This is a genomic window from Synechococcus sp. R6-5 (assembly GCF_047461775.1).
In the GTDB taxonomy this organism is placed as follows: domain Bacteria; phylum Cyanobacteriota; class Cyanobacteriia; order Thermostichales; family Thermostichaceae; genus Thermostichus.
In genome coordinates, this window is record NZ_JANSHV010000267.1 from 1 (window position 1) to 8,334 (window position 8,334).

Here is an 8,334-nt window from a genome sequence, read left to right on the forward strand (position 1 = left end):
GGGTCAACGGAAGAATCAGGGTTTGAGGTTTGTCGCCGACCCTGTCGCTAACCATGTTGGTGTAGAAATTAACATGGATCCTGGGGTCGCTGCCTGGATAGGTTGGGGGCTTGGGCCAGCCCTGGGCAATGGGGCTTGCTGGTGGCGTCCGTAGAACAGAGTCTATGAGAGAATCTCTCGGCCCAACCGTGGGAAAAGTGTCGAGCATGTTAAAAGTAGACGAAAATGAGATCTCGATAGGATGCCAGTTTGCCTATCAACTGTTGTCGCTATAGTGGCTGAACACCATGCTGGATCCCCTTTTGGAAGAGAAAATCCGTGAGCAAATCCGCACCCACAAGGTGCTCATCTACATGAAGGGCACCCCGGAAATGCCCCAATGTGGGTTTTCCTATGCCGCCGTTCGTGTGCTGGATAGTTTGGGCTTCCCCTACACGGCGATTAACGTACTCGAGGATCCTGAGATCCGCCAGGGGATTAAAGAGTTTTCCAACTGGCCTACTATCCCGCAGATTTATATTGATGGGGAGTTTGTGGGCGGTTGCGACATCATCCAAGAGATGCACGCCCGCAACGAGCTGCGTCCGCTGGTCGAGGCAGCCTTTGCTAAGGCCACGGCTCAATCTTAAGGGATCCCATCTCATCCAGAGGGGTTGCCATGCTTACCCCCGACTACCTTCGGCAGCACCTGATGGAGAAGCTGCAGGCTCTTCATGTGCAGGTGGAGGATGAGTCCCACCTTCACATCGGCCACGGGGGCGGGACAGGAGGGCACTACCGAGTTCAAGTAGTGTCGCCTTCGTTTGTCGGCAAAACGACCCTACAGCGACATCGCCTGGTGTATGCCGCTCTGGCGGAACACATGGGGCGGAGCATTCATGCTTTGGCCCTGCAAACTTACAGCCCTGAAGAGGTTTCTGCGCAAGGGATCCCTGAGGAGATCAGCTAGCATAGAGGGCAAAATCGCGGCCCCATCAGGGCAGAGGAGGGAGCATGGCAACTCTTTTGGCCACCTGGCTGATGTCAGCCTTGAGTGTAATGATCCTGGCTTGGCTTTTGCCCGGGATCCACGTCTCCGGGTTTGGCGGGGCTTTGGTGGCGGCTCTGGCCATTGGTCTGGTCAATGGTTTGGTTAGGCCGATTCTCCGGCTGATCACCCTGCCGATTACGGTTCTTACCCTGGGTTTGTTTTGGCTGATTTTGAACGGCATTTGTCTAGCCATTGCCGATAAGCTGGCCGGGAATGCTTTCAACATCGATAATTTCGGCTGGGCGTTTATCGGCGCAATTGTACTTTCCATCGTCAGCGGCTTGGTTCAGCAGGTTTTTGAGCAAGGTGCGCCGAACTGACTTCGTCCCCAGCCGTGAGAGGGCAGGGTTTGGTTCAAGATTGCAGGGGGTACGCTAGGGGAACGTCAACACTCAGCCCGACGATAACCAAAACCAACTTTAAGGGATCCCGATAAGCTTTACTCCATTGGCCCTGCCCGCTAAGTTTTTGCCGCAGAACCATAGGATTCTCCACAGATAGCCTGCACAAGATCTGCCAATGGCTAACATCAGCAGGATATTGCGAGCAGGCGTTTGATCTGTGGCTGCTTTATCTAAGCCTAGCAAATCGATGGGAAACCAGTAGGGGATCAAGTTGGTCGATCTGCAACTCAGGAGCTGGTTGGTATGAAGGCGTTGCTGCTCTATCCGCGTTTTCCTCAATCATTCTGGTCTTACAATCGCACCATTGAGATGGTGGGGCTAAAAGCGCTAATGCCACCTCTGGGCTTGATCACCGTTGCTGCTTTGCTGCCCCAACACTGGGAGATTCGCTTTGTGGATCGCAATGTAGCTGATGAAACAGAAGCCGATTGGCAGTGGTGCGATCTGGTGATCTTGTCAGCCATGTTGGTGCAGAAGCAGGATTTCCACGCCCTCATTCGCAAAGCGGTGCAGTTGGGCAAAAAAGTAGCGGTGGGCGGACCCTATCCAACTTCTGTGCCACAGGATGCCCTGGAATCTGGTGCTCACTATTTGGTTTTGGATGAAGGGGAAGTGACCATACCGGCCTTTGTCAAGGCCCTAGAAGCAGGTCAAGAGTCGGGCATTTTTCGGGCCGCGGAAAAACCGGATGTAACCCAAAGTCCTTTGCCAAGGTTTGATCTGCTGCGTATGGATCAATACTTCATGATGTCAGTCCAATTTTCGCGAGGTTGCCCCTTTAATTGTGAGTTTTGCGATATCATCTCTCTTTACGGACGCAAGCCAAGAACCAAAGAGCCAAGTCAAATGCTAGCTGAGCTGCAGGCTCTCTATGACTTGGGTTGGCGGGGTTCGGTATTTGTAGTGGATGACAATTTTATCGGCAATCAGCGCAACGTCAAGCGATTTTTGCGAGAGCTGATCCCTTGGAGCCAAAAGCGCAATTACCCATTTACCTTTATGACAGAGGCTTCGGTTAACCTGGCCGAAGATGAAGAACTGATGAGGTTAATGGTAGAGGCGGGTTTCTATGCTGTCTTTTTGGGCATTGAGACTCCAGACCAAGACAGCTTACAGATGACCCAAAAGCTCCAGAATACCCGCCACCCTTTGGTGGAGGCCTGTCGCAAGATCAACGATGCTGGACTGCTGATCTATGCTGGGTTTATTCTGGGCTTTGATGGAGAGCGGCCAGGAGCAGGGGAGCGCATTCAGGCTTTTGTCGAGCAAACCGGTATTCCTCAGCCAATGCTGGGCATTTTACAGGCTTTGCCAAACACGCAACTCTGGAATCGCTTGAAGAAGGAGGAACGTTTGCTGGAAGGGATCGGCGTTACTGAGTTCGGCGATCAAAATACGCTGATGAATTTCATTCCCACCCGTTCTCTATCGGAGATTGCCCGAGAGTATCTGGAAAGTTTTTGGAAACTGTATGATCCTGCGCGATATTTATCTCGCTGCCTGCAACAATGCCTGAATATCGGCATCAAAGATGGCCGGCGGCAAATGATGAAGCTGCCCCTCCGCAAAGGGATCCATCTGCTTCTACAACTCATCTGGCGGCAAGGGATCCTTCATCCCGAAATCCGCGCCCAATTTTGGCGGCAGCTATGGACGATTTGGCGACAGAAACCGAGCCTGCTGAACCTATATTTGGGCCTCTGCGCTGCAGGAGAACACTTTTGGGAATATCGGGAATTGGCCCGCGCCCGGCTTACCCAGCAACTGGGATACGATCCTTTGCTGGCCAGCTCACCTTGAGACGGGGGCAGTTCCGGGGAGAACCTATGCGACGACGACGGTTTGGGGCCATGGCGCTGGGAGCCGCCGGCGCTGCTTGTGTGGGCGCTCTGCCGGCCCGAACCGCTCCTCCAGAGGGGTGGTTGGCCGTGGAGCTGTTCAGCCGCTGGAGTGCGGATCCCTTGGCCGAGTTGGAGCTGATGGGCCCTTTTGTTTTAAATCAGCAGCCTTTTCCAACAGGTGCCTGGAAGTTACAGGTGCGCCGCCAAGAGCTCCTGCTGACCGGGCCGGGACAGCCTCGTCGCTACCAGGGATCCCTTTGGCTACAGGGGGGAGCTCTGCGCTCCCTCGCAGGGGAGGAGCGTCGCTATCGGGGCTGGGTACAGATTCGTCCCAAGGGTTTAGGTCGCCTGCATCTGGTGAATTGGGTGAAGTTGGAAGACTATCTGCTGGCTTTGGTGCCCAGCGAAATGCCCGCCGACTGGCCAGCTGCCGCCTTGCAGGCGCAAGCCATCTTGGCCCGTACCTTGGCCGTTCCCCATCTGTGCCCCGGCCCCAGAAGAGAATGGCCCTCTACCTCGATAAGGCTATTGCAGGATTCCACCGCCCACCAGTTTTATGGTGGCCTGGCCTATGAGACGGCGGCGACCACTGCTGCGGTGCGGGCAACCCGAGGGCAGATCCTAACCCATGCCGGCCAGCCGATAGAGGTTCTGTTTCACTCCACCTGTGGGGGCCACACCAGCGCCAATCAGGATATTTTTGCCCCACCCGCCCGCCCCTACCTACAAGGGGTGATCTGTGACGGGTGTCGCGCCTCTCCCTTCTATGGCCCTCACAGCGTCCGACTCAGCCGACGGGAGTTGGAGCCAGCCTTCGGCAACGGCGATCTGGAGATTGTGCAGTCGGATCCCTGGGGTCGCCCCCTGCGCATCCGCGTTGGATCCCAACTGTTGACTGGCCAAGAGTTTGTGCTGCGCCTTGGCCAAACCCTGGGTTGGGGGATCCTCCCCAGCAACCGCTTCACGTGGGAACGTCTCCAGCCAAAGGCCGGCCAGCAGGAAGTGTACCTTTTTACCTATCGCGGAGCCGGCCATGGGGTGGGACTGTGTCAGTGGGGATCCCGTGGCTTGGCCGAGCAGGGCTACACGGCGCCGCAAATTCTCAATCACTACTTCCCCGGCACCCAGGTGATAACGTTGAGCTGAAGGCTGTTGGCCCCGACTCCAACTCTCATTTACTCCCGTGTCCCTTGCACACCCCCATCGTCGCCATCCTGCCTACTGCTACTGCAGTGAGCTGGAACACGCCCAGATTCTCAAGCGCCAGCAGCAGGATCCCTTGCCGTTTGCAGAAGCGATGCGGGTGCATTGCCAATCGGGAAGCCGCTGTGGCCGCTGCTTGTGGCCCTTGGAGCAGTTGTTTCGTCAGCAAAACTGTTACATGGCTAACCCCTAAGCCACCCTGAGCAGGCGACCTTGGGCCATCGCACCCCAAGAAGCTGACCTCAGGCGGGGGCTTTGGGGGTGATCTTCACAATGGTGGGACGGGATCCCACCTGGGCTGACCCATTCGCTTGCGGCTCTTTGGCCATCCCGCCGCCGGTGGAAGTGGTTTGTGCTTTACGCCGCTTCTGCGGCACAGCATCTCCAGCCGGCTGGGCTGTAGGGCTGCTGGAGGCAGTTTTGGCTTGGGTTTTACTGACCGAGGAGCCCGCTTTGCCGGTCGAGCGGCTTTTCCCCTTGACCTCTGCAGAAGAGCCTTCTTTTTCAGCCAGCACCTGCAGAGCCATTTCCAGGGTAACCGCTTCGGCAGGGATCCCTTTGGGCAAAGAGGCATTGACCTTGCCATGTTTGACATACAGCCCGTAGGGGCCGTCGTGCAGATTGACCGGCTCACCATCCTCAGGATGGGATCCCAGCTCCCGCAAGGGCTTGGCAGAGCCGCGCCCACGGCCTTTCTTGGGCTGGGCCAACAACTCCAGCGCCCGCTCCAGGCTGATGGTCAGCACATCCTCCTCGGCGGGCAGAGAGCGAAAATCGCCATCGCAGACCACGTAGGGGCCGAAGCGGCCAATGCCGGCCTGCACTTTTTTCCCCGATTCCGGGTGTTCCCCCAAGGTGCGGGGCAAGCTCAGCAACCCCAAGGCAATCTCTGGCGTAACCTGATCCGGTTTCAGCCCTTTGGGCAGAGAGGTGCGCTTGGGTTTTTTGTTGTCCTCAGAAACTTCCCCCAACTGCACATAGGGGCCATAGGGGCCCTGCGGGATCACGTAGATGGGCTCTTGGGTTTCCGGGTGAAAGGCAATGGGCTTGGGGCCTTCCTGCTTCCGCTGGATCAGCTCCGCGATGTGTTCTGCGCTCAGATCGGCGGGGGGAATATCCTCCGGCAGGTTGGCGCGCACCTCTCCAGACTCAGTTTCAACTGCTACATAGGGGCCATAGGGGCCAATGCCGATCTTGACAGGCAGGTTCTCCAGATGGATGGAGCGGGCCAGGCCGGAATCAATTTCCAGCTCGCGCGCCTTCACCTGTCCCTCGAGACCCTGCTCGCCCAAGAAGAAATGGCGCAAATAGGGCAACCACTCCGCCTGTCCAGAAGCGATGTCGTCCAGCGTTTGCTCCATCTCGGCAGTGAAGCGGGTATTCACCAGGTTGGGAAAGTATTTTTCCAGTAGCTCGGTGACTGCAAAAGCCGTGTAGGTGGGCACGAGGGCACTTCCCATCGGCCTGACGTAGCCACGGCTCATGATCGTATTCAAGATGGTGGCGTAGGTGCTGGGGCGGCCAATGCCCTCACTTTCCAACACCTTGACCAAGGAGGCTTCCGTATATCGGGCTGGAGGCTGGGTTTCGTGGGCAACGGGTTCCAGCTTCTGGCAGCGGAGGGGATCCCCCTGCCGCAACAGGGGCAGATGCACCTCCCGATCCTCTAGGGCAGCATCGGGGTCGTCGGATCCCTCCACATAGGCGCGGAAAAAGCCGGGAAAATCGATGCGTTTGCCGCTGGCCCGGAACACCGCATCGTCTACGGCGATGAGTACCGTGGTGTGGGTTTGCCGCGCCTCGGCCATTTGGCTGGCGACGGTGCGCTTCCAGATCAGGTCGTAGAGGGCCAGCTCTTGGCCGGACAGAGGAGTTTGGCTGGGCAGACGAAACTCCGATCCGGCAGGACGAATGGCCTCGTGGGCTTCTTGCGCCCCTTTGGTTTTGGTGGTGTACTGACGGGGCTCGGGGCTGAGATATTCTCTGCCGTACATCGACTCCACACAAGCGCGGGCAGCGCGGATGGCCTGCTCCGACAGGTGGACCGAATCGGTGCGCATGTAGGTGATGTAGCCCTCTTCGTAGAGCTTTTGGGCAATGCGCATCGTCTGCTGGGCCGACAGGTGCAGCTTGCGGTTGGCCTCCTGCTGCAGGGTGGAGGTGGTAAAGGGAGGGGCAGGTTTGCGGGTGGAGGGGCGCTCTTCCACAGAGCTGACGATCCAGGCTTTTCCCAGCAAGCGATCCCGCAGGGCCTCGGCCTGGGCCTGATCCAACAACACCACATCCCGCCCGGCAATGAGCTGGCCGGTGCTGGGATCGAAGTCTTGCCCATTGGCCAGGCGTTTGCCACCCAAGCTCACCAGCTCTGCTGGAAAGACAGCCTGCTGGCCGGCGACGGTCGTTTTGGGCTGCAGCTCCGCTTTGAGATCCCAGTAGGAGGCTTTTCTGAAGGCGCGCCGCTCCCGCTCTCGATCCACCAAAAGCTTGACCGCCACCGACTGCACCCGCCCTGCCGAGAGTTTGGGGGCAATTTTTTTCCACAGCAGCGGCGACAGGGTATAGCCCACCAGGCGATCCAAGATGCGGCGGGTCTCCTGGGCACGCACCAGTTGTTCATCCACCTCACGGCAGTTTTGCAGCGCCTCCTGAATGGCCTCGCGGGTAATCTCGTGGAACACCATGCGGCGGGTGGGCACTTTGGGTTGCAGCACCTGCTGCAAGTGCCAGCTAATGCTTTCCCCTTCGCGGTCTTCGTCGGTGGCCAGGATCAGCTCGTCCGCCTTCTTGAGCGCTTCCTTCAGCTCCTTGACCACCTTTCTTTTGTCCTTGGGGATGACGTAGAGGGGCTCGAAGTCGGCGTGGACATTGACCCCCAGGCGGCTCCACTCTTCTCCTTTCAATTCTTCTGGAATTTCAGATGCCGAATCGGGAAGATCCCGCACATGTCCCATCGAGGCCTGAACCTCATACCCCGCAGGCAAGAACCCACGGATGGTACGGGCTTTGGTGGGAGATTCGACAATGACCAGCTTAGGCATAATTGAGGTTGGCAGCAATCGGCTTAGGTTGTCGCATTTCCCGCCCCAAGGATTGGGCGGGCCAGCATACACTGCAAGAGGTGCTTAAGATAGACAGCCTACTTTTCTGGAGCGTAGCAAGTCTGTCTGCGCTTGACCAGCCGTCATCGGCGATGATCCGAGCGGTCTGGCCCCATCTGGCTGCTTTACAGGACGATGAAACTACACCATTTTTCCATTCGCACCGCCGATATCTTCCGCTCCATCGCTTTTTACGAGGGGCTGGGCTTTGCGGTGGAAGAACGCTTTACTGCCGGGATCACGCTGGCCTGCTGGATGCGCGGCCCCTGGGGGCGTTTGGAGCTGATGCAAGTGCCGCAGCCCCATCCTGCCCCGGATCCCTTTGGGGATCCCCACTATGTGGGCTACTATCACCCCGCTTTTGAGGTGGGCCCCGAATGGGGATCCCTGGCCAACTACCTAGAACATTTGCGAGCGCAAGTGCCCCTTACCCTGCTGCTGCCGCCCCAGCTCCAGCAAATTGGGGGCCAGGTCTATGAAGTGGCGTTCATCGCCGATCCCGATGGCCTGCCGATCGAGCTCATTCGTCCCCAGGGATCCTCAGGAGAGAGTCTGCCCCAACGCCCAGAGGACATTAATAAAATAAATAGTTGGATAACTAGTTGATGGGTTAGAGGATCTAATTTGGGTGGGAGCGGTCGTTCCCCCTTGTCCAGATCCTGGAGAGCCAACCCTAAAGCTAAGCTAGTAGAGCTTCTGGGGAACTTGAGAGAAGGGTTTGTTGGCCGCTTGTCAGCTAGAAATCGCAGGAGCCCCGC

The 8,334-nt window shown here is 57.6% G+C and carries 8 protein-coding genes; 7 read left to right on the plus strand and 1 reads right to left on the minus strand.

Features of this window, described 5'->3' with window-relative positions; genetic code table 11:
• The first annotated feature begins 290 nt into the window (after positions 1-290).
• The 6 genes from grxD to NW818_RS12535 all read left to right on the plus strand — a co-directional run bounded on the left by grxD (position 291) and on the right by NW818_RS12535 (position 4,671).
• Positions 291-629, plus strand: coding sequence for a Grx4 family monothiol glutaredoxin (gene grxD, locus NW818_RS12510; protein ID WP_041437553.1), 339 nt, complete (start codon positions 291-293; stop codon positions 627-629).
• Positions 630-658: 29 nt separating this feature from the next.
• Complete coding sequence (locus NW818_RS12515) at positions 659-949, plus strand: BolA family protein (RefSeq protein ID WP_414329320.1); 291 nt, start codon at positions 659-661, stop codon at positions 947-949.
• 44 nt (positions 950-993) lie between these two features.
• Positions 994-1,350 carry a phage holin family protein gene (locus NW818_RS12520; protein WP_011433930.1) on the plus strand — a complete coding sequence of 119 codons (357 nt, stop codon included), beginning with the start codon at positions 994-996 and terminating at the stop codon, positions 1,348-1,350.
• A 327-nt stretch (positions 1,351-1,677) separates the two neighbouring features.
• Positions 1,678-3,234: a B12-binding domain-containing radical SAM protein gene (locus tag NW818_RS12525; protein WP_414424734.1), complete on the plus strand. Its 1,557-nt coding sequence runs from the start codon at positions 1,678-1,680 to the stop codon at positions 3,232-3,234.
• Positions 3,235-3,260: 26 nt separating this feature from the next.
• A complete protein-coding gene (locus NW818_RS12530; protein WP_414424735.1) occupies positions 3,261-4,421 on the plus strand; it encodes a SpoIID/LytB domain-containing protein in 1,161 nt (386 codons plus the stop codon).
• Between the two features lie 37 nt (positions 4,422-4,458).
• Entirely contained in the window at positions 4,459-4,671 is a 213-nt protein-coding gene (locus tag NW818_RS12535; protein ID WP_414424736.1) for a hypothetical protein, read from the plus strand.
• A 49-nt stretch (positions 4,672-4,720) separates the two neighbouring features.
• Here the strand turns inward: NW818_RS12535 and topA are convergent, their stop codons facing one another.
• Positions 4,721-7,516, minus strand: a complete 2,796-nt coding sequence (gene topA / locus NW818_RS12540; protein ID WP_414424737.1) for a type I DNA topoisomerase — start codon at positions 7,514-7,516, stop codon at positions 4,721-4,723.
• A 195-nt stretch (positions 7,517-7,711) separates the two neighbouring features.
• Between topA and NW818_RS12545 the strand changes: the two genes are divergently transcribed.
• Positions 7,712-8,182, plus strand: a complete 471-nt coding sequence (locus NW818_RS12545) for a VOC family protein (RefSeq protein ID WP_414424738.1) — start codon at positions 7,712-7,714, stop codon at positions 8,180-8,182.
• Positions 8,183-8,334: the final 152 nt, after the last annotated feature.

Bases quoted from the DNA above. Each gene is read 5' to 3' on its own strand.
- NW818_RS12515 (WP_414329320.1), top strand. From the start codon at position 659: ATGCTTACCCCCGACTACCTTCGGCAGCACCTGATGGAGAAGCTGCAG.
- NW818_RS12520 (WP_011433930.1), top strand. From the start codon at position 994: ATGGCAACTCTTTTGGCCACCTGGCTGATGTCAGCCTTGAGTGTAATG.
- NW818_RS12525 (WP_414424734.1), top strand. From the start codon at position 1,678: ATGAAGGCGTTGCTGCTCTATCCGCGTTTTCCTCAATCATTCTGGTCT.
- NW818_RS12530 (WP_414424735.1), top strand. From the start codon at position 3,261: ATGCGACGACGACGGTTTGGGGCCATGGCGCTGGGAGCCGCCGGCGCT.
- topA (WP_414424737.1), bottom strand. From the start codon at position 7,516: ATGCCTAAGCTGGTCATTGTCGAATCTCCCACCAAAGCCCGTACCATC.
- NW818_RS12545 (WP_414424738.1), top strand. From the start codon at position 7,712: ATGAAACTACACCATTTTTCCATTCGCACCGCCGATATCTTCCGCTCC.